Origin of the sequence: Streptomyces sp. NPDC012794, assembly GCF_042901085.1 — a bacterium.
Classification (GTDB): Bacteria; Actinomycetota; Actinomycetes; order Streptomycetales; family Streptomycetaceae; genus Streptomyces.
In genome coordinates, this window is record NZ_JBIBCI010000002.1 from 509,737 (window position 1) to 529,306 (window position 19,570).

General features: G+C 72.0%; 18 protein-coding genes. 9 read left to right on the forward strand and 9 right to left on the reverse strand.

All coding sequences use genetic code 11. From position 1 onward, the window contains the following. The first annotated feature begins 14 nt into the window (after positions 1-14). From ACFY7H_RS05580 to ACFY7H_RS05595, 4 genes are all read left to right on the forward strand, one after another. Positions 15-176 (forward strand): DUF4177 domain-containing protein, encoded by a 162-nt coding sequence (locus tag ACFY7H_RS05580; protein ID WP_007264966.1) that lies wholly within the window; start codon positions 15-17, stop codon positions 174-176. Further along, positions 173-643: a RidA family protein gene (locus ACFY7H_RS05585; RefSeq protein ID WP_388933450.1), complete on the forward strand. Its 471-nt coding sequence runs from the start codon at positions 173-175 to the stop codon at positions 641-643. The genes ACFY7H_RS05580 and ACFY7H_RS05585 overlap by 4 nt, the downstream gene beginning before the upstream one ends. A gap of 192 nt (positions 644-835) precedes the next feature. Further along, on the forward strand, positions 836-1,744 hold the full coding sequence (locus tag ACFY7H_RS05590) for an NUDIX hydrolase (protein WP_388933453.1): 909 nt from the start codon (positions 836-838) through the stop codon (positions 1,742-1,744). Next, on the forward strand, positions 1,741-2,586 hold the full coding sequence (locus tag ACFY7H_RS05595) for an MBL fold metallo-hydrolase (RefSeq protein WP_388933456.1): 846 nt from the start codon (positions 1,741-1,743) through the stop codon (positions 2,584-2,586). Before ACFY7H_RS05590 ends, ACFY7H_RS05595 begins: the two co-directional genes overlap by 4 nt. Positions 2,587-2,812: 226 nt before the next feature. Here the strand turns inward: ACFY7H_RS05595 and ACFY7H_RS05600 are convergent, their stop codons facing one another. Both ACFY7H_RS05600 and ACFY7H_RS05605 read right to left on the reverse strand, forming a co-directional pair. After that, a complete protein-coding gene (locus ACFY7H_RS05600) occupies positions 2,813-3,616 on the reverse strand; it encodes a nucleotidyltransferase domain-containing protein (RefSeq protein ID WP_388933458.1) in 804 nt (267 codons plus the stop codon). A gap of 152 nt (positions 3,617-3,768) precedes the next feature. After that, complete coding sequence (locus tag ACFY7H_RS05605) at positions 3,769-4,443, reverse strand: Crp/Fnr family transcriptional regulator (RefSeq protein ID WP_007264960.1); 675 nt, start codon at positions 4,441-4,443, stop codon at positions 3,769-3,771. A 358-nt stretch (positions 4,444-4,801) separates the two neighbouring features. Here ACFY7H_RS05605 and nth point away from each other — a divergent pair, with 358 nt between their 5' ends. From nth to ACFY7H_RS05620, 3 genes are all read left to right on the forward strand, one after another. Beyond that, the gene (gene nth / locus ACFY7H_RS05610) at positions 4,802-5,557 is read left to right on the forward strand and encodes an endonuclease III (RefSeq protein ID WP_388933725.1); all 756 of its coding nucleotides are present in this window, start codon (positions 4,802-4,804) and stop codon (positions 5,555-5,557) included. A gap of 155 nt (positions 5,558-5,712) precedes the next feature. After that, entirely contained in the window at positions 5,713-6,429 is a 717-nt protein-coding gene (locus tag ACFY7H_RS05615) for an NUDIX hydrolase (protein ID WP_388933461.1), read from the forward strand. A 13-nt stretch (positions 6,430-6,442) separates the two neighbouring features. Further along, on the forward strand, positions 6,443-7,645 hold the full coding sequence (locus ACFY7H_RS05620; RefSeq protein WP_388933729.1) for a MarP family serine protease: 1,203 nt from the start codon (positions 6,443-6,445) through the stop codon (positions 7,643-7,645). Positions 7,646-7,726: 81 nt separating this feature from the next. Here ACFY7H_RS05620 and ACFY7H_RS05625 read toward each other — a convergent pair whose 3' ends face one another. From ACFY7H_RS05625 to ACFY7H_RS05650, 6 genes are all read right to left on the reverse strand, one after another. Continuing rightward, positions 7,727-7,900: a hypothetical protein gene (locus ACFY7H_RS05625; RefSeq protein WP_388933463.1), complete on the reverse strand. Its 174-nt coding sequence runs from the start codon at positions 7,898-7,900 to the stop codon at positions 7,727-7,729. Positions 7,901-8,038: 138 nt separating this feature from the next. Then, on the reverse strand, positions 8,039-8,998 hold the full coding sequence (locus ACFY7H_RS05630) for an alpha/beta fold hydrolase (RefSeq protein WP_388933466.1): 960 nt from the start codon (positions 8,996-8,998) through the stop codon (positions 8,039-8,041). After that, positions 8,995-9,456, reverse strand: a complete 462-nt coding sequence (locus tag ACFY7H_RS05635; RefSeq protein WP_388933468.1) for a phage holin family protein — start codon at positions 9,454-9,456, stop codon at positions 8,995-8,997. The genes ACFY7H_RS05630 and ACFY7H_RS05635 overlap by 4 nt, the downstream gene beginning before the upstream one ends. A 55-nt stretch (positions 9,457-9,511) precedes the next feature. Then, on the reverse strand, positions 9,512-11,005 hold the full coding sequence (gene nhaA / locus ACFY7H_RS05640) for a Na+/H+ antiporter NhaA (protein ID WP_388933471.1): 1,494 nt from the start codon (positions 11,003-11,005) through the stop codon (positions 9,512-9,514). Positions 11,006-11,188: 183 nt separating this feature from the next. Continuing rightward, positions 11,189-13,144, reverse strand: a complete 1,956-nt coding sequence (gene acs, locus ACFY7H_RS05645) for an acetate--CoA ligase (RefSeq protein WP_388933474.1) — start codon at positions 13,142-13,144, stop codon at positions 11,189-11,191. 244 nt (positions 13,145-13,388) lie between these two features. Next, positions 13,389-15,875: a SulP family inorganic anion transporter gene (locus tag ACFY7H_RS05650; RefSeq protein WP_388933477.1), complete on the reverse strand. Its 2,487-nt coding sequence runs from the start codon at positions 15,873-15,875 to the stop codon at positions 13,389-13,391. A 233-nt stretch (positions 15,876-16,108) separates the two neighbouring features. Between ACFY7H_RS05650 and ACFY7H_RS05655 the strand changes: the two genes are divergently transcribed. Beyond that, complete coding sequence (locus tag ACFY7H_RS05655) at positions 16,109-17,419, forward strand: hypothetical protein (RefSeq protein WP_388933479.1); 1,311 nt, start codon at positions 16,109-16,111, stop codon at positions 17,417-17,419. Here ACFY7H_RS05655 and ACFY7H_RS05660 read toward each other — a convergent pair. Further along, positions 17,376-18,389, reverse strand: a complete 1,014-nt coding sequence (locus ACFY7H_RS05660) for an ATP-binding protein (protein WP_388933482.1) — start codon at positions 18,387-18,389, stop codon at positions 17,376-17,378. The genes ACFY7H_RS05655 and ACFY7H_RS05660 overlap by 44 nt on opposite strands. A gap of 109 nt (positions 18,390-18,498) precedes the next feature. Between ACFY7H_RS05660 and ACFY7H_RS05665 the strand changes: the two genes are divergently transcribed. Beyond that, the gene (locus ACFY7H_RS05665; RefSeq protein WP_388933485.1) at positions 18,499-19,329 is read left to right on the forward strand and encodes an oxidoreductase; all 831 of its coding nucleotides are present in this window, start codon (positions 18,499-18,501) and stop codon (positions 19,327-19,329) included. Positions 19,330-19,570: the final 241 nt, after the last annotated feature.

Here is a 19,570-nt window from a genome sequence, read left to right on the forward strand (position 1 = left end):
TTACGCTCGCCCCCATGACCAAGAAGTTCGAATATGCGACGGTCCCCCTGCTGGTTCACGCCACCAAGCAGATCCTGGACACCTGGGGCGAGGACGGCTGGGAGCTCGTCCAGGTCGTGCCCGGCCCGAACAACCCCGAGCAGCTCGTGGCCTACCTCAAGCGGGAGAAGGCATGAGCGGCGCCGTCGAGGCCCGGCTCGCCGAGCTCGGCCTGACCCTGCCCGAGGTCGTCCCGCCGCTGGCCACGTACCAGCCTGCGGTCCGGTCGGGCGCGTACGTGTACACCGCGGGCCAGCTGCCGATGGTGCAGGGCAAGCTCCCCGTGACCGGCAAGGTCGGCGCCGAGGTCTCCGCGGAGCAGGCGAAGGAGCTGGCGGCGACGTGCGCCCTCAACGCGCTGGCCGCCGTCAAGTCCGTGGCCGGTGACCTGGACCGGATCGCCCGTGTGGTGAAGGTGGTCGGCTTCGTCGCCTCGGCCCCCGACTTCACGGCGCAGCCGGGCGTGCTGAACGGTGCGAGCGAGCTGCTGGGCGCGGTGCTCGGCGACAAGGGCGTGCACGCGCGCAGCGCGGTCGGTGTGGCGGTGCTGCCGCTGGACGCGCCGGTCGAGATCGAGATCCAGGTCGAGCTGACCGACTCCTGACGCCCGGGCCCCGCGGCGCGCGGCGGCGCCGGATCTTCCGGCGTGCCGCCCGCGGGGCAGGGCCCTGCCGGCTCCGCCGCCGCGCGGGGCCGCGTCCGCCGGGGCGGGACCGTCAGGGAGCGGCCGGGGTTCAAGATCGGCCGGCCGGGCCGGGGCCTCGAACATCGGGCCGGATGGCCGTAGCATCCCGCCATGCCGAATGGTCAGCACGGTCAGCCCTCGCCCAGCCAGCCGCCCGCGGGAGGGCAGTGGTACCCCCCGGAGTGGCCGGACCGCATCCGCGCGCTCGCGGACGGGGCCCTCACGCCGGTGGAACCCAGACGAGCCGCCACCGTGATGCTGCTCCGTGACACCTCCGCCGGTCCGGCCGTGCACATGCTGCGCCGGCGCTCCTCCATGGCCTTCGCCGGCGGCGCGTACGCCTACCCCGGCGGCGGCGTCGACCCCCGCGACGAGGACCACCGCATCGGCTGGGCCGGACCCGGCCTGGAGCTCTGGGCGCGGCGCCTCGGCACGGATGCCGCCGGCGCCCAGGCGATCGTCTGCGGAGCGGTGCGCGAGACCTTCGAGGAGGCCGGGGTCCTGCTCGCGGGCGAGACCCCGGACACGGTCGTCGGCGACACCACCGGCGATGACTGGGAGGCCGACCGCGAGGCCCTCGTGGCGCGCGAGCTGTCCTTCGCCGAGTTCCTCGACCGGCGCCGCCTGCTGCTGCGTTCCGACCTGCTCGGGGCGTGGGCCCGCTGGATCACCCCGGAGTTCGAGCCGCGCCGCTACGACACCTGGTTCTTCGTGGCCGCCCTCCCGGAGGGCCAGCGCACCCGCAACGCCTCCACCGAGGCCGACCGGACCGTCTGGATCCGCCCCGCCGAGGCCGCCGCCGGGTACGACAAGGGCGAGCTGTTGATGATGCCGCCGACCATCTCCACCCTGCGCTCCCTGGAGCCGTACGCCAGCGCCGCCGACGCGCTCGCCGGGGCCGGTGCGCGGGACCTGACCCCGGTGCTGGCGGAGGCCTCGCTGGAGGACGGCGTGGTGGTGCTCAGCTGGCCGGGCCACGACGAGTTCACCAAGCGCGTCACCCTCGGGGGCTCCGCATGAGCGATGCAGTGGCCCTTCCCGGCCAGCCCCGCGGAGTCGTCGCCTCCGGGCCCGCCACGGCCCGCGCGGTCAACATCCTGGCGCCCAACCCCTCGGCCATGACCCTGGACGGCACCAACACTTGGCTGGTCTCCGAGCCCGACTCCGAGCTGGCCGTCGTCATCGACCCCGGCCCCCTCGACGAGACGCACCTGCGGGCCGTCATCGCCACCGCCGAGCAGGCCGGCAAGCGGGTCGCGCTGACCCTCCTCACCCACGGCCACCCCGACCACGCCGAGGGCGCCGGCCGCTTCGCCGAGCTCACCGGTACGAAGGTCCGCGCCCTCGACCCCGCGCTGCGCCTCGGCGACGAGGGCCTGGCCGCCGGGAACGTCATCCGCACCGGCGGCCTGGAGCTGCGGGTGGTGGCCACCCCCGGGCACACCGCCGACTCGCTCTGCTTCCACCTGCCGGCCGACCGGGCCGTCCTGACCGGCGACACGGTCCTCGGCCGCGGCACCACCGTCGTCGCGCACCCCGACGGCCGTCTCGGCGACTACCTGGACTCCCTGCGCCGCCTGCGCTCCCTGACCGTCGACGACGGGGTCCACACGGTCCTTCCGGGGCACGGGCCGGTCCTGGACGACGCGCAGGGCGCCGTCGAGTTCTACCTCGCCCACCGGGCGCACCGCCTCGCGCAGGTCGAGACGGCGGTGGAGAACGGTTTCACCACGGTGGAGGCCGTCGTCGCCCACGTCTACGCGGACGTGGACCGCTCGCTGTGGCCGGCCGCCACGTGGTCGGTCGAGGCCCAGCTCGAGTACCTCCGCGATCACGGACTGATCCCGGGGGGACCCGACTGAAAACGCGGAGGGCGACCGGGCGGGGGCGAAGCTCTAGGCCGTCTCTTCCGGATCTTGCTCCCCCAGCTACCGCTGGGAGGTGCCCCCAGACCCGCGGCGTCTGGCACGGCACCTCGCCGCGTTGTCGGCGCAGCCGAGTACGTCCAGTACGCGCGCTGTGCCTCCGCCTTGCGAGGCACCGCACCAGACGCCGCGGGCTTGACCGGCAAGATCCGAAAGAGACGACCTAGGCGCGCGGCGTCTTCGTCCCGAGCCGGGCCGTGTACTCGTCCGCGAGCCACGGCCCGAGGTCGTCGAGGTAGGCCCGCGCCACGGCCGGGTCGTCGACCGGGTCCAGCGCCACGGCGGCGGCGCGCCGCAGCTGTGCGGCCCGCTCCGGGTAGTACGCGCCGAAGATCTCCGCGGACTCGGCGAGGTCGCTGGTCCAGCCGCCCCACCGGGGCATGACCAGGGTGAAGGCGGTCCGCACCAGGTGCCGTGAGAAGAACCGGTTCATCCTGAGGAACTCGGCGGGCTCCGAGGCGGCCTCGAAGCGGGCCCGCCACCGCGGGAGCAGGGCGGCCAGGTCGCCGTTCGCCTCGCGGGCGAGCAGGGCGTCGGGCCGGTACCGGGGGAGGTGCTCGGCCAGGTCGTCGCCGAGCAGCGGGGTGCACAGGCAGGCGAGGAACCAGCCCAGGTCGTAACGTTCCTGCTCGCTCAGCAGCCGCTCCTTGCCGTACAGCAGGATGCCGGCCCCGTCGATCTGCGGGAAGTCCTGGTCGAGGCCCCGCCCGAGCACCTCGGCGGTGTCCCGGTCCTCGTGGCCCGGCTCCCGGTGCAGGGCGATCAGCAGGTCGAGGTCGCTGCGCCCCGGCCGGGCCGTCCCGCGCGGTACGGAGCCGTAGAGGTAGGCGCTGTGCAGCCGGCGCCCGTACGCCTCCGCGACGCGGGCGCGGGCGGCCGCGACCGGGCCCGCGAACTCGGGCTGGACCCGCCCGAGGGCTCCCTCCCGCTCGAAGTAGCCGTCCGCGTCCAGCCCTCTGCGCTCCATGGCCCTACTCTGCACGCCGACGGCCCTGAGGGGCCGGCATTTACGGTCCGGTGTCCCGTCCCCGGGTCCCGCGCCGGAAACGGGCGGAGGGGCCCCGTCCGTACCCGGACGGGGCCCCTCCGCGAAGACCCGAAGGCCGCGCCGCGTCAGCGTCAGCGCGAGCGCTTGGCGAGCCGCTCCACGTCCAGCAGGATCACGGCACGCGCCTCCAGGCGCAGCCAGCCGCGGCCCGCGAAGTCGGCCAGCGCCTTGTTCACGGTCTCGCGGGAGGCGCCGACGAGCTGGGCCAGCTCCTCCTGCGTCAGGTCGTGGACGACGTGGATGCCCTCCTCCGACTGCACGCCGAAGCGGCGCGACAGGTCGAGGAGCGCCCGGGCGACACGGCCGGGAACGTCGGAGAAGACCAGGTCGGACATCTGGTCGTTGGTCTTGCGCAGGCGCCGGGCGACGGCGCGCAGCAGCGCGGTCGCGACCTCGGGCCGGGCGTTCAGCCACGGCTGGAGGTCACCGTGGCCGAGGCCGAGGAGCTTGACCTCGGTCAGGGCGGTGGCGGTGGCGGTGCGGGGGCCCGGGTCGAACAGCGACAGCTCGCCGATCAGCTCGCCGGGGCCGAGGACGGCCAGCATGTTCTCGCGGCCGTCGGGGGAGGTGCGGTGGAGCTTCACCTTGCCCTCGGTCACGACGTACAGCCGGTCACCGGGGTCGCCCTCGTGGAACAGGGCGTCGCCGCGCGCGAGGGTCACCTCGGCCATGGAGGCGCGGAGCTCCGCGGCCTGCTCGTCATCGAGCGCCGCGAAGAGCGGGGCGCGCCGCAGAACGTCGTCCACGAGTCTCTCTCCTATGTCGACCAGCCAGTGGGGACCGCTCCCCATTTTGCCGGACGGCTCAAACAGTGCGATCAATCACAAGGATGCCGGACGGATGGGTGTGCTGTGCGGCGAGAGGCCGATCGGGGTGGTGTTACCTGAGGTCCGGGCGGGTGTCGGCGCCCGGCCTTAGGCTGGTCGGGTGTCCAATAAGCCGGTGAGAGCACAGGCCAAGGGGTCCGCGGGAGTGACGGCGGGCCTGAATTCAGCCGTGGGCGAACAAGCCCGACCAGAGGCGTCCGAAAAGGTCCGACCTGTCCCGTTGGGCAAAGGTTCGGCCAAGAAACCGTCGGCGGCGAAGCCGGAATCCCGTCTGGCGATGGTCCGCCGGGCCCGCCGCATCAACCGCGAGCTCGCCGAGGTCTACCCGTACGCCCATCCGGAGCTGGACTTCCGCAATCCGTTCGAGCTGCTCGTCGCGACCGTCCTCTCCGCGCAGACCACCGACCTGCGCGTGAACCAGACGACCCCGGCCCTCTTCGCCGCCTACCCGACCCCCGAGGACATGGCCGAGGCCGTTCCGGAGGAGCTGGAGGAGATCATCCGGCCGACCGGGTTCTTCCGGGCGAAGGCGAAGTCGCTGCTCGGCCTCTCACAGGCGCTGCGCGACGACTTCGGCGGTGAGGTCCCGGGCCGGATCGAGGACCTCGTCAGCCTGCCCGGAGTCGGCCGCAAGACGGCCAATGTGGTGCTCGGCAACGCCTTCGGAGTCCCCGGGATCACCGTCGACACCCACTTCGGCCGGCTGGTGCGCCGCTTCAAGTGGACCGAGCAGGAGGACCCGGAGAAGGTCGAGTCGGAGATCTGCGCGATCTTCCCCAAGAGCGAGTGGACGATGCTCTCGCACCGCGTGGTCTTCCACGGCCGCCGCATCTGCCACGCCCGCAGGCCCGCCTGCGGTGCCTGCCCCATCGCCCCGCTCTGCCCGGCCTACGGCGAGGGCGAGACGGACCCGGAGAAGGCGAAGAAGCTGCTGAAGTACGAGAAGGGCGGCTACCCGGGCCAGCGCCTCTCCCCGCCCCCGGACTACCCGGGCCTCCCCGCACCGCCGCTGGGAGCCCGTACGGAGCCCTGAGGGCGGCCTGCAGGGGCCGGTACGGCGCCCGGGCCGGCGGACTCCGGGGGCGCGCGGCGGGCGCCGCACGCGCCCCCGGCGGAACGAAACCGGACCCGGGCCGCGTTCAGCGGTGTGGAGACGGTGTCGACAGAGGAACGCGGACAGGGGTGCCCATGACGCGCGGTACGCAGGACGAGACCACGGCAGCCGCCCGGGAGGGCGACGGCCTGGCCCTCACGACGGCGGGTCTGCCCGCCTGGCTCGACCCCGTCGTGGAGGCCGCCCGGAGCGTCCGGCCGCGCCAGCTCAGCCGCTTCCTGCCCCCCGAGGACGGCCGCGGCCGGCAGTCCGCCGTACTGGTCCTCTTCGGCGAGGGCCCGCGCGGCCCCGAGCTGCTGCTCCAGGAGCGGGCCGGAAGTCTCCGCTCGCACGCCGGGCAGCCCTCCTTCCCCGGCGGCGCCCTGGACCCGGAGGACGGCGACCCGCACACCACCGGCCCGCTGCGCGCCGCCCTGCGCGAGGCCGAGGAGGAGACCGGCCTGGACCCGGCCGGGGTCCAGCTCTTCGGGGTGCTGCCCCGGCTGTACATCCCGGTCAGCGAGTTCGTCGTGACCCCCGTGCTGGGCTGGTGGCGCGAGCCCTCGCCGGTCGGCGCGGTGGACCCGGCGGAGACGGCCCGGGTCTTCACGGTGCCCGTGGCGGATCTCACGGACCCCGCCCACCGGGTCACCGTGGTCCATCCGCGCGGGCACGAGGGGCCCGGATTCACCGTGGAGTCGGCCTTGGTCTGGGGTTTCACCGCCGGTGTCATCGACCGGATCCTGCACTTCTCGGGTTGGGAGCGACCGTGGGACCGCTCACGTCGCGTGCCGCTCGACTGGCACGCATGAGACGGTGACCCTCGTGAACGTGCTGGACATCCTGTTGCTGGTCGCCGCCGTGTGGTTCGCGATCGTGGGCTACCGCCAGGGGTTCGTCGTCGGCGTCCTGTCGGTGATCGGCTTCCTCGGCGGTGGTCTCATCGCCGTGTCCCTGTTGCCCCTGATCTGGGACCGGGTGACCGACAACGGCACCCAGGTGTCCACCACCGTCGTGGTGATCGCCGTCGTCGTGATCATCATCTGCGCCTCCATCGGCCAGGCGCTCACCACCCATCTGGGCAGCCGGCTCAGACGCCACATCACCTGGTCGCCCGCCCGCGCGCTGGACGCCACCGGCGGCGCCCTGGTCAACGTCGTCGCCATGCTGCTCGTGGCCTGGCTGATCGGCTCCGCGCTGGCCGGGACCTCGTTGCCCACCCTGGGCAAGGAGGTCCGCAACTCCAAGGTGCTCCTCGGGGTGTCGCGCGTGCTGCCCGAGCAGGCGAACACCTGGTTCTCCGACTTCACCTCCACGCTCGCCCGCAACGGCTTCCCGCAGGTGTTCAGCCCGTTCTCGAACGAGCCGATCACCGAGGTGAAGGCGCCCGACCCGGCGCTCGCCCGCAGCGGGGTCCCCCAGCAGGCCAAGCTCTCCATCGTGAAGGTCGTCGGCACCGCACCCAGCTGCAGCAAGGTCCTGGAGGGCACCGGCTTCGTCTTCGCCCCCGGCAAGGTGATGACCAACGCCCATGTCGTCGGCGGGGTCGTGGAGCCGACCGTGCAGATCGGCGGCGAGGGCAAGCTCTACGACGGCAAGGTCGTGCTCTACGACTGGGAGCGCGACATCGCCGTCCTGGACGTGCCCAAGCTCAAGGCCCCGGCACTGGAGTTCACCGACAAGGACGCGACGAGCAGCAGCGACGCGATCGTCGCGGGCTTCCCGGAGAACGGCGCCTACGACGTCCGCGCGGCCCGCGTGCGCGGCCGGATCAACGCCAACGGCCCGGACATCTACCACCGGGGCACCGTCCGCCGCGACGTGTACTCGCTGTACGCGACCGTCCGCCAGGGCAACTCCGGCGGCCCGCTGCTGACGCCCGAAGGCCGGGTCTACGGGGTCGTCTTCGCGAAGTCGCTCGACGACCCGAACACCGGCTACGCCCTGACCGCGGACGAGATCCGCGAGGACATCCGCATCGGGAAGACCGCCGAGCGCCGCGTCGACACCCAGGGCTGCGCCCTCTGACCCGTACGGGGCCGGGGGCGCCGCTCCGGGATCCGTGATCCCCACGCGCGCGTCCCCGGGTGCCCGTCCCGCGTGTGCGTCCTACATGCGGGGATGGCGCAGCCGGGCCGAGACCCAGCGGGCGCGGCGGCGCAGGATGCGCGGGATCCCGAGCCGGGGGTCCTGGCCGTCCCGGCCGGTCCTGTCGTGCGTGCCCGGCGCTGTGGCCGAGCGGCGTTCGCGTGCGGTGTCACCGTGGTCGTGCGTCCAGCTCATACAACGAGCTGTGCCCGGGCTCCAAGGTCCGTAACCCCGTCCGAGGCGGCCAATTGGCCTATGCGCCGGGCAATTGAATGACCGTAAGACTGTCGTACGCGGCCGGCTGCCGATGCGTCAGGCCCCGCCGGCGGCCCGTCAGCGGTCGGGCTCGGGGTCCTTGAGCCAGTTCAGCAGCTCGGTGGTGAAGCCGTCCGGGTCCTCCTCGTGCGGGAAGTGCCCCAGGCCGTCGAAGAGCCGCCAGCGGTACGGGGCTTCGACGTACTCCCCGGAACCGGCCGCGCTGCGCGTGCGCATCACCGGGTCCAGCGAGCCGTGCAGGTGCAGCGTCGGCACCCGTACGGGCCGCTTCATCCGCCGGTAGAACTGGAGTCCGTCCGGGCGTGCCATCGACCGCATCATCCAGCGGTAGGGCTCGATCGAGCAGTGCGCGGTGGACGGGATGCACATCGCGCGCCGGTACACGTCCAGATCGGCGTCCTCCGGGAGCAGCGGCCCGGACCAGTCCCGGATCAGCTCGGCCACGAGGGCGCCGTCGTCGGCGACCAGCTGCCGCTCCGGGATGAACGGCCGCTGGAACCCCCAGATGTGCGAACTCGCCCGGGTCTGGCCGAAGTCGGCCATCATCGCCGAGCGCCAGCGGCGCGGGTGCGGCATGGAGGAGACGACCAGCCGGCGCACCAGCTTCGGCCGCATCACGGCCGCCGTCCAGGCGAGATAGCCGCCCAGGTCGTGTCCGACGAGGGCCGCGTCCGGCTCGCCGAGGGACCGTACGACCCCGGTGATGTCGAGCGCCAGGTTCGCCGGGTCGTAGCCGCGGGGAGTGCGGTCGCTGCCGCCCACCCCGCGCAGGTCCATGGCCACCGCGCGGTATCCGGCGTCCGCGAGGGCGGCCAGCTGGTGCCGCCACGTCCACCAGAACTGCGGGAACCCGTGCAGCAGCAGCACCAGTGGTCCGTCGCCGGCCTCCGCGACGTGGAAGCGGGCGCCGTTGGCGGCGACGTCCCGGTGCGTCACCGTCCTCCCGCCGGGGAGGTCGAGCCGTACCGCCGTGGCGGCGGTGGGCGGAGTACCGGAGTCGGCCGAGGGCGCTGTCATGAGGACGAGCGTGCCACACCCACAGCCTGGTCACTCACCGCGCGGGGATGCGGCTTGACGGTTCCGACGAGCGCGGCGGTCTGCTTGACCGAGTCCATGGTCTTCACCGGCGGCTTGATCTTCTTGAACTTGGCCACCGCCAGGAGTCCGATCAGCCCCGCCAGCAGCCAGAACGCGCCGCCGACGATGAGGAAGGACCAGGCCAGCCCGAGACCCAGATTGTGGATGCCGTAGGCCGCGGCGAAACTCAGTACGGGGAGGGAGAAGAGCACGAGCACGCCGGCCGCGATCGCGGCGCCGCTGCCGATGCCCGCACGCTTGACGTCCTGCTTGATCTCGACCTTCGCGAGGGCGATCTCGTCGTGCACCAGGGCGGACATCTCGGCGGTGGCCGAGGCGACCAGCTGGCCGAGTGTGCGCTCCGCTCCCGGAGCCCCTTGGTCCTCCACTGCGCTCATCCCTGTCTCCCTCTGTCGTCGTCCGCCGGCGGCTGTCCTCCGTCGTCCCCTCAGATCATGCCGGACGGTTGGCGCGGGTGCTGGACCCGCCCGCCGCTTCGCCTCCGGCCGTGTCCGACGCCGCGGCCCGCCCGAGACCCGCGGCTTCGGCCATGCGGCGGTGTTCGGCGGCCTTCTCCTCGTGGATCCTCGCCATGCGCAGGTGGTATTCCGGGTTGTCCTGCTCGTAGATGTCCGGGATCCCGTCGAGGTCGTCGTCGCGCTCCTCGGCCTCGGTCAGCGCCCGGTACTTGCGGTTGCGCAGCTTGAGCATGGCGCTCGCGACGATCGCCGCGATGAGGGAGCCGATGAGTACGGCGGCCTTGACCTCGTCGGTGAGGACCTCGTCCCCGGCGAAGGCGAGTTCGCCGATCAGCAGGGAGACGGTGAAGCCGATGCCGGCCAGCGAGGCCACGGCTAGTACGTCGGGCCAGGCGAGGTCCTCGTTCAGCTCGGCCCTGGTGAAGCGGGCGGCCAGCCAGGTGCCGCCGAAGATGCCGACCGTCTTTCCGACGACGAGGCCGAGCACCACGCCGAGGGTCTCGGGGCGGGTGAAGACCTGAGCGATCGATTCGTCCGAAAGGGAGACGCCGGCGGAGAAGAGGGCGAAGAGCGGCACCGCCAGTCCGGCCGACAGGGGGCGCACCAGGTGTTCGATGTGCTCGCCGGGGGAGTGCTGTTCGCCTTCCTTGCGGGTGCAGCGGAGCATCAGGCCCATGGCCACGCCGGCGATGGTGGCGTGGACGCCGCTGTTGTACATCAGGCCCCAGATGACCAGGGCGAGCGGGACGTAGACGTACCAGCCGCGGACGCCGGCGCGCAGCAGGAACCAGAAGAGGACCAGGCCCGCGACGGCGCCGCCGAGCGCGGCGAAGTCGAGGTCGCTGGTGAAGAACACCGCGATGATCAGGATGGCGAACAGGTCGTCGACGACGGCCAGGGTCAGCAGGAAGGCGCGCAGCGCGGAGGGCAGCGAGGTGCCGATGACCGCGAGGACGGCGAGGGCGAAGGCGATGTCGGTGGCGGTCGGGACGGCCCAGCCGGCGCCCGATCCGTCCCCCAGGGTGTTGACCAGCAGGTAGACGAGCGCGGGCACCGCCATGCCGCACAGGGCGGCGATCACCGGGAGGGCTGCCGCCTTGGGGTCGCGCAGGTCGCCCGCGACGAGTTCGCGTTTGAGTTCGATACCGGCGACGAAGAAGAAGACGGCGAGCAGGCCGTCGGCGGCCCAGTGCTGGAGCGAGAGGTCCAGGCCGAGGGAGGCGGGGCCGATGTGGAAGGACCGGACGCGGTCGAAGCTCTCCGCCAGTGCGGGGATGTTCGCCCACGTGAGGGCGGCGATCGCGGCCACCAACAGGAGGACGCCGCCGACGGTTTCCGTGCGCAGAGCGTTCGCGATGTAACGGCGCTCGGGCAGCGAGAGACGGCCGAGGAGCTTGTTCCGGCGGTCGGGGCCGGGCGTGTGCGTGGGGCTGGCCACGGTGGAGAACCTCCGGGTGGTCGACGGCATGGCTGTGCAGTTGCCGACCAGACTTCCCGGCGCACCCTGGGGACTTTCGTACGTCAGTCCTTGACGTTTCTTTGATTTTACAGGGTGTGCCCGGTCGTACCAGATGATCTTCATCGTGAACGGACGGAGGGCGTCCGGCGCGCTGCGTGCCGGACGCCCTCCTCAGGCCGTGGCTTTTCGGTCTCAGTCCTCGTCGGAGCTGCTGGGCAGCTTCGTCTGAATCAGGTCCATCACCGAGGAATCGGCCAACGTGGTGACGTCGCCGACCGCGCGGTTCTCCGCCACGTCGCGCAGCAGGCGGCGCATGATCTTGCCCGAGCGCGTCTTCGGCAGCTCGGCCACCGGCAGGATGCGCTTCGGCTTCGCGATGGGGCCGAGGGTGGCACCGACGTGGTTGCGCAGCTCCGCGACCAGGCCCTCCGTCTCCGAGGCGCTGCCGCGCAGGATCACGAAGGCCACGATCGCCTGTCCCGTGGTCTCGTCGGCCGCGCCGACCACCGCCGCCTCGGCGACCGAGGGGTGCGAGACGAGCGCCGACTCCACCTCCGTGGTGGAGATGTTGTGGCCGGAGACCAGCATGACGTCGTCGACCCGGCCGAGGAGCCAGATGTCGCCGTCGTCGTCCTTCTTGGCGCCGTCCCCCGCGAAGTACTTGCCCTCGAAGCGCGACCAGTAGGTGTCGATGAACCGCTGGTCGTCACCCCAGATGGTGCGCAGCATCGACGGCCACGGCTCGGTGAGGACCAGGTAGCCGCCCCCGCCGTTCGGGACCTCGTTCGCCTCGTCGTCCACGACGGTGGCCGAGATTCCGGGCAGGGCGCGCTGTGCCGAGCCGGGCTTGGTCGCGGTGACGCCCGGGAGCGGGGAGATCATCATGGCGCCGGTCTCGGTCTGCCACCAGGTGTCGACGATCGGGCAGCGGTCGCCGCCGATGTGCTTGCGGTACCAGATCCAGGCCTCGGGGTTGATCGGCTCGCCGACCGAACCCAGCACGCGCAGGCTGGACAGGTCGAACTTCGCGGGGATGTCGTCGCCCCACTTCATGAACGTACGGATCGCGGTGGGCGCGGTGTAGAGGATGGTGACGCCGTACTTCTGCACCACCTCCCAGAACCGGCCCTGGTGCGGGGTGTCGGGCGTGCCCTCGTACATCACCTGGGTGGCGCCGTTGGCGAGCGGCCCGTAGACGATGTAGGAGTGCCCGGTCACCCAGCCGATGTCGGCCGTGCACCAGTAGACGTCGGTCTCCGGCTTGAGGTCGAACACGGCGTGGTGGGTGTACGAGGCCTGGGTGAGGTAGCCGCCCGAGGTGTGCAGGATGCCCTTCGGCTTCCCCGTGGTGCCCGAGGTGTACAGGATGAAGAGCGGGTGCTCGGCGTCGAAGGCCTGCGGGGTGTGCTCCGTGGACTGGCGGCCGACCAACTCGTGCCACCACACGTCCCGGCCCTCGGTGAAGGCGGTGTCCTGGCCGGTGCGGCGTACGACGAGGACGTGCTCGACCTGCGGGCACTTGCCGACGGCCTCGTCGATGGCAGGCTTGAGCGCGCCGGGCTTGCCGCGGCGGTAGCCGCCGTCGGCGGTGATCACCAGCTTGGCGTCGGCGTCCTGGATGCGGGAGGCGACGGCGTCGGCGGAGAAGCCGCCGAAGACCACGGAGTGGGCGGCGCCGACCCGGGCGCACGCGAGCATCGCGACGACCGCCTCGGGGATCATCGGCAGGTAGACGGCGACGCGGTCGCCCGCCCGGACACCGAGCTCGGTGAGGGCGTTGGCGGCCTGCGAGACCTCGTCCTTGAGCTGGGCGTAGGTGATCGAGCGGCTGTCGCCGGGCTCGCCCTCGAAGTGGATGGCGACGCGGTCGCCGTTGCCGGCCTCCACGTGCCGGTCCACGCAGTTGTACGCGACGTTCAGCTTGCCGTCGGCGAACCACTTGGCGAAGGGCGGGTTGCTCCAGTCGAGCGTATGGGTGGGCTCGGTGTCCCAGCTCAGCCGGCGTGCCTGTTCGGCCCAGAAGCCCAGCCGGTCCGCGTCGGCCTGTGCGTACGCGGCCTCGGTCACGTTGGCGGCGGCGGCCAGATCGGCGGGCGGGGCGAACCGCCGCTCCTCCTTGAGCAGATTGGCCAGGCTGTCAGTGCTCACGACATCTCCCTTTCCCAGAGTTCTCGTTGTCCCCGGGCATAGCTGTGTCTCCGGGCATAGCTCATCAGTCGGATGTCCAGGTGACAAGGGGTAGCCGAAAATTGGTTTAGACCTATATCACGACTGGGGGCGTCCGCCGTACGTCCGCCGCATGCGAACGAACGGCCCCTTCCCGCCGCGGGTGCGGGAAGGGGCCGTCAGCTTGCACGGATACGGGAGGGTATCGGTTCAAGCGGGTCGTGGATCAAGCGTTCTGGCCGACGCTGTCGAAAACCCGACAGTCGAAGAAGTCCTCTCCCTCGGACAGCAGGTAGGCCTGCGCCTCACCCACGTGGAAGTACATCCCGTGCAGCTCCAGCGTCCCCTCGGCGAGCCGGCGGGCCACCGACTCGTGCGCCCGCAGGTGTTCCAGCTGCTGCACCACGTTGGTCAGGCAGAGCTGTTCCACGGCGTCCGCCGGGAGCCGCCCGGAGATCCGGGCCCAGGGGTGGTGCCGGCTGCCCATCCGCTCCAGGCTGGGGCGGCCGTGCCGCAGCCAGCGCATCAGGGGGGTCATCGGGGCTTCCGGGTGGGAGTTCAGCAGGGCTTGCATGGCCCCGCAGCCCGAGTGCCCGCAGACCGTGATGCTGGCGACCTCGAGCACGTCCACGGCGTACTCGATGGCCGCGGCGACCGAATCGTCGGTGGCCTCGGCGCCGGGCAGCGGGACCAGGTTGCCCACGTTCCGGACGGTGAACAGGTCACCCGGCCCGCTTCCCGTGATCATGCTGGTGACCAGCCGGGAGTCCGCGCAGGTCAGGAAGAGCTGGGAGGGCCGCTGCCCCTCACGGGCCAGCCGTGCCAGCTCGTCGCGGACGTGCGGGGCGGTGTCCCGCTGGAAGGTGCTGATCCCACTGGCCAGTTGGCCGGCGCCGCGCCCCCGGGGCGCCACCGCCGCGCCGGCCGCCCCGGCGGCCCCGGCGGCCCCGGCGCTCGTACGTCCGCCCGTGCCGCCGGGGTGGGCCGCGTCACCGTGGCCGGCCGACGGGCCGGCGGCATGCGCCGCGCGGTGGTCGCAGTGGTTCTGCCAGGGCGTCCAGGGGCGGCAGCACTGGTGCGCCGCGCGCCCGGAGTCGCTCCGGTGGTGCCCGCCTCCGCCGCCCGCACCGGAGAGGAGGGGGACGGGGCTGGAGACCGGGTCCCCTTCCGTGCCCTCCCCCGGACCCGTGCCCGCGAGCGCTCGCCCGCCGCGTCCGGTGAGTTCCAGCGATCCGCCGTGTGCCCGGTGGGAGTTCTGCCAGTCGTGCAGGGTCTCGTAGGCGGCGTGGTCCATGAACGAGCCGTCCAGCTCGAGCACCACGTGCCCGCCGTGCGGGATCTGGCTCAGCACGCGGCTCAGCCTGGGTACGGCCAGGAAGGTCAGCTGGCCGCGGGCGCAGACGTGGTGTCCGCCGTCCAGCTGCGCCAGCGTGATCCGGGTCCGGGCCAGCCGGTGCAGGGCCAGGGCGACGGCGACCGCGATCCCCACGGCCACGCCCTCCAGTACCCCGCCCAGCACCACGGCCGCGATGGTCGTCGCGTAGACCAGGACCTCGCGGTGCCGGTTGACCGTACGCAGGTGGGTGATGCTGACCATCTGCACGCCGACGGCCATCACCAGGGCGGCCAGCGCCGCGAGCGGGATGAGGTCCAGGACGGGTACGAGCAGCCCGGCCGCGAGCACCACCCACAGCCCGTGGAACATGGCTGATTTTCGGCTGACGGCACCGGACTTGACATTGGCCACGCTGCGCACGGCCACGCCCGTGATGGGCAGTCCGCCCAGCAGCCCGGAGACGATGTTCGCCGCGCCCTGGCCGCGCAGCTCGCGGTCGAGGTCGGCGCGGGGCGGACGGTTGTCCGTACCGCGCTCGGAGGCGATCAGCTTGTCGGTGGCGACCGAGGACAGCAGGGACTCCACGCTGCCGACCAGGGTGATGGTCAGGACGGCGGCGATCAGTCCGAGGACCGGCCCCTCCGGCAGCTCGGGCAGCGCGTGGCTGCGCCAGGACGGCAGGTCCACCCGGGGCAGGGAGAGCCCGGCCAGCGTCGCGAAGGCGGTGGCGGAGGCAACGGCCGCGAGCGCGGCGGGCACCTTGCGCAGGGCGCGCCCGGCCCGCCCGGGCAGCCGGCTCCAGCCCAGCAGCACGCAGATCGTCAGGGCGCTCACCGCGAGCGCCGCCGGATGCGGATCGGCCAACTGGGCGGGAAGACCGAGAACATTGGCCACGGCGGAGCTCTGCGGGCTGCCGCCGAGCACGATGTGCAGCTGGGCCAGCGCGATGGTCACGCCGATTCCGGCGAGCATGCCGTGCACGATCGCCGGACTCACCATGAGGGCCGACCGGGCGGTGCGCAGGAGCGCGAGCCCGAGCTGGCAGACGCCGGCGAGCACGGTGATGGCACAGGTGGTGCGCCAGCCGTAGCGCTGGATCAATTCGGCGGTCACCACGGTGAGTCCGGCGGCCGGTCCGCTCACCTGGAGGGGGGCTCCGCCGAACCGGCTGGCCACGATCCCGCCCACGGCCGCGGCCACCAGCCCCGCCTGGAGCGGGGCGCCGGTGGCCAGCGCGATGCCGAGGGAGAGAGGCAGGGCGATCAGGAAGACGGCGATGGATGCGGACAGGTCGGCGGGAAGGTCCTTGAGGGGACCGCGCGCCTGCGGGGTGGTCGGGGCTGGGGCTGGGGCTGGAGCTGGCGTCGTGGCTGTCATGGGTCCCGTCTCCTCTGAGGAGGGATGAAGCGGCGGGAGTCTCAACACTCGGTAAATGAACGGTAATGGAGAGTAAAGAGCCGTGGTGGACAATACAGGCAAATAGCCCAGGAATTAGCGCTAAGGGATGAATAAGCATTTTGTCGGGCTTGTCGCGTCTTCTTCTTTGGGGACCGCATGGGACGTTGCCTCGCGGAAGTCCTGCGATGGAACTGCGAGGGAGAGGTGTGCGGATGAGCACCGCCACGAAGAAGATCGCCGGCGGCCTCGTCGCCACGGCACTGGTCCTGTGCGCCGCGGGGTGCAGCGGTTCCGGCTCCGCCGAGCCCGGGGCGTCCGGCCGGGGTGCGCGCAAGGGCCCCGCCGCCCCGCACGCTCCCGGCAGCCTCAACCGCCTGATCGGGGACGGCTCGACGGCCTACACCGGCGCGCAGCCGAACGTGCGGGCGCCGCAGAAGCTGAAGCCCGGCGAGAAGCCGCCGCAGTTCGTGGTGTTCTCGTGGGACGGCGCGGGCGAAGACAGCCAGAAGCTGTTCTCGCATTTCCGCGAGGTGGGCAAGCAGTACAACGCCCGGATGACCTACTTCCTCAGCGGTGTCTACCTGCTGCCGGAGGAGAAACGTTCCCTCTATACGGCGCCGCAGCACGCGGCGGGCCTCTCCGACATCGGCTTCGGAGACCTCCAGGGCATCAAGGACACCGCCACCCAGATCCGCGCGGCCTGGCTGGAGGGCAACGAGATCGGCACCCACTTCAACGGCCACTTCTGCGGTCCCGACGGCGGCGTCGGCACCTGGTCCGTGGCGGAGTGGAAGAGCGAGATCAGCCAGGCGAAGTCGTTCGTCAAGAACTGGAAGACGAACGCGGGCCTGAAGGACATGGCCCCGCTCCCCTTCGACTACGACAAGGAGCTGATCGGCGCCCGCACCCCCTGCCTGGAAGGCCAGAAGAACTTCATGCTGGCGGCCAAGGACATGGGGTTCCGCTACGACTCCAGCGGCATCAGCAAGCAGATCTGGCCCAAGAAGACGGACGGACTTTGGGACCTGCCGCTCCAGCTGGTGCCCATGCCGGGCCGTGCCTTCGACACGCTGAGCATGGACTACAACTACATGGTCAACCAGTCCGGTACGACGACCCAGGGCGACCCGTCGCAGCACCGGTACTGGGGCGACCAGATGCGCGACGGACTGCGGCAGGCCTTCGACCGCGCCTACCAGGGGAACCGCGCCCCGCTGATCATCGGCAACCACTTCGAGTCCTGGAACGGCGGCACCTACATGCGGGCCGTCGAGGAGTCCATCAAGCACATGTGCACCAAGCCGGAGGTGCGGTGCGTGCCCTTCCGTGAACTGGCCGACTGGCTGGACGCCCAGGACCCGAAGACGCTGGAGTGGTTGCGCACCCTCGACGTCGGCGAAGCGCCGAAGGAGGGCTGGACGAAGTTCCTCACCGCGGGGCCGCCGGCGGCTCCGGCCGCCCCGCCGGGCACGGACAAGGTCAAGCCGGCTGAGGAGCGGGCAGCGGAGCAGGACGAGGGCTGACCAGGGCCTCGTGGAGGACGAAGCCGGGGTCGATCTGGGCCGCCAGGTCGACCCCGGTCTTGGCGTTCCCCCAGCTCTCGGCGTTGCGCAGGTGGAAGTGCACCATCTGCTCGGTGTACCGGCCCCAGTCGCGGGCGGCGTAGGAGTCCTCCGCCGCGTCCTGGAGCGCCTGGAGCGCGAGCCGGTTGCCGGCCTCCAGCAGGTCGAACCCGGCCGGGCGGCCCCGCTCCATCGCCCGCACCCAGTCGGAGTGCCCGAAGGTGACGAGCAGGTCCTCACCGACCTCGTCCTGGAGGAACTCGATGTCCTCCGGACCCTGCACCTTGTTCCCGACCACCTTCAGCACCACCCCGAAGTCGCGGGCGTACTCCTTGTACTGGCGGTAGACCGAGACGCCCTTGCGGGTCGGCTCCGCGACGAGGAAGGTCACGTCGAAGCGGGTGAACATGCCGGACGCGAAGGAGTCCGAGCCGGCCGTCATGTCGACGACGACGTACTCGTCCGGGCCGTCGACCAGGTGGTTGAGGCAGAGCTCGACCGCCCCGACCTTCGAGTGGTAGCAGGCCACGCCCAGATCGGACTCGGTGAAGGGGCCCGTCGCCATCAGCCGGACGGAGTCCCCGTCGTCGAGGGGCACCGTACGCGCGCAGGCCTCGTAGACCGGGTTGTCCTCGGTGATGCGCAGCAGACGGGAGCCGGCGCCGGGCGGCGTGGTCTTGATCATGTTGTCGGCGGAGGCGATCCGGGGGTTGGAGCCGCGCAGGTACTCCTTGATCAGGGGCAGGTGCGCGCCCAGGGCGGGCAGGGCGGCGGCCTCCTCGTCGGTGAGTCCGAGGGCGGCCCCGAGGTGCTGGTTGATGTCGGCGTCCACCGCGACGACGGGCGCTTCATTGGCTACGAGGTGGCGGATGAAGAGGGACGACAGCGTGGTCTTGCCGCTGCCGCCCTTTCCCACGAAAGCGATCTTCATGTTCACCAAGAGTAGCGGCACGATAGCGACGAGTGGTGAAGGTGAGTGAAGAAGACCACTCCAAGGAGGGGTCGGTGCCGAGGCCGCGCAGTGCGTAGGCTCCCTACTTATGAGTAGCGCTTCTGACCCGCTGGCGGCCCTCGGATCCCTCCCGGGAGTCCCAGAGTCCGTGGATTCCGTACGCAAGGCCGTGGACCGGGTCTACGGGCACCGGGTGATGCGCCGGCGCAGCGGTGAGATCACCTCGGAGGCCGCCCTGCGGGGCGCCCGGGGCAGCGCGGCGCTGTCGGGTGCCGACTGGGCGCTGGAAGAGGTGCGCCGCCGCACCGACTTCGGCGCGGAGGACGAGGCCCGGACGGTGGGCGCCGCACTGCGCCTGACGGCCGAGGCCGGGCAACTGCTGAGCATCTGGCGCCAGTCGCCGCTGCGGGTGCTGGCGCGCCTGCACCTGGTGGCGTGCGGGGCCACGGGCTCGGACGGCCAGGATGACGTGGTCGGCCGGCCGCGGCTGGCCGGCGAGCCGGTGGACGAGCCCCTGGTGGTCCTGCCGCTCCCGGATGCCGAGGAGGTGGCGGGCCGGCTGGACGGTCTGTCCCGGCTGGTGATCGCGGGGGGCTCCGCTCCGGCGCTGGTGACGGCCGCGGTGGTGCACGGGGAGCTGCTGGCCCTGCGGCCCTTCGCCTCGTACAACGGGCTGGTGGCGCGGGCGGCCGAGCGGATCGTGCTGATCAACAGCGGGCTGGACCCGAAGGCGATCTGCCCGGCGGAGGTCGGCCACGCGGAGCAGGGGGCCGAGGCCTACCTGAAGGCCTTCGAGGGCTACGTCTCGGGCACCCGGGAGGGGATGTCGGCGTGGATCGCGCACTGCGGGCGCTCGATCGAGCTCGGCGTGCGCGAGTCGACGGCGGTCTGCGAGGCGCTCCAGCGGGGCGCGGCCTAGGGTCGCGCCGGGCGGCCGGCCCGGGGTCGCGCCGGGCGGCCGGCCCGCGTCAGCGGGTTTGGCCGACTGGGTTCCGGACGGGCGGGGGAGCCGGGCTGGGCGCAGGGTTGCGGCGACACCGTGTTGCTTTGGTGTCGCCGCTGGCATTCACGCCCAGTTACCAAGCGTCCTCGATAGTTGCCCATCAGGCCGGGAACTTTGCCCGTGGCCTGGTGCGGCTGGCCCGTAATCGACGGGTCGA